Source organism: Streptomyces sp. NPDC127092 (genome assembly GCF_042722475.1).
Taxonomy (GTDB): Bacteria; Actinomycetota; Actinomycetes; order Streptomycetales; family Streptomycetaceae; genus Streptomyces.
The window spans coordinates 1-1,004 of the sequence record NZ_JBHXFE010000443.1 but is presented as its reverse complement, the minus strand read 5'-3'; the positions used below and the strand labels follow the sequence as shown (position 1 = coordinate 1,004).

The following is a 1,004-nucleotide window of genomic DNA, read 5'->3' as shown; positions in this document are numbered from 1 at the left end:
GCCTTTAGCTCAGCTGGCAGAGCATCGGACTTTTAATCCGCCGGTCGCGGGTTCGATCCCCGCAGGGCCCACCGGAGAGCGGCCCCTGACCAGGCATGACGCCCGGTCAGGGGCCTCTCCCTAGGATGGAGCCATGAGCCCCACGCCCGCACCAGTCACCGAGACGATCAGCTCCGGCCACAGCGTGGTGTGGTCGCGCCCGCCGGCGGAGCGCGCGGGCACGGACCTGGTGCTCGTGTTCCACGGCTACGGCTCCAACGAGGTCCGCGCGGCGCGCCGCCACTTCCCGATGCTCCCGGAGCGGTGCACCGGCCTGGCGGGGCGCGGTGGCTTCGAGATCGACAAGACAGCCTCCGAAGGCCCGGGCGACCCCGGCGCGCACGGCTGGTTCCTGCTCGACCTGCTGCTGCAGTCCGACTTCGCCCAGGTGCTCGCCGCCGCCCACCGCGTGTTCGACGTGCTCTCCGCCGAGGAGGTCGTGGCGGCCGGCTTCCGCACGGTCTCGGTGCTCGGCTTCTCCCAGGGCATGGCCATGGCGACGACGGTCCTGCGTCTGCGCCCCGAGGCGTTCACCTGCGGTGTGGGCCTGAGCGGCTTCGCCGTCGACAACGAGCTGCTGGCCATGCTCGACTCCCCGGCCGAGGGACCGGGCCCGCGCCCGTTCTTCTGGGGCCGGGACGCCGAGGATCCCGTGATCCATCCGGACGCCGTCGCCCACACCCGCGCGTGGGCCGAGGAGCACACCCGCCTGACCGTGCGCACCTACCCCGGGATCTTGCACGGGACCGGCCCCGACGAGGTCCGTGACGTGCGCATCTTCCTCGAGCACTCCCTGCGCGCGGCGACGCCCGGGTCCTGACCGCGGGGGTCGCGCGCCGATACTGTGGCGCGCATGGCAAAGAACTCGACGATCGGCCGGTACGCGTCCGGGAAGGTGAAGGACTTCGGGCTGAAGTCGGCACTCGATGAGAACGGCGAGCCCACGGAGGGCTTCGAGAAGGCCC

1 protein-coding gene and 1 tRNA gene are annotated in these 1,004 nt (G+C 71.9%); both read left to right on the top strand.

All coding sequences use genetic code 11. The features are described 5' to 3' along the window. Positions 1-71, top strand: a tRNA-Lys gene (locus ACFWJO_RS41145). 62 nt (positions 72-133) lie between these two features. Then, complete coding sequence (locus ACFWJO_RS41140) at positions 134-859, top strand: alpha/beta hydrolase (protein ID WP_386873547.1); 726 nt, start codon at positions 134-136, stop codon at positions 857-859. The last annotated feature ends 145 nt before the right edge of the window (positions 860-1,004 follow it).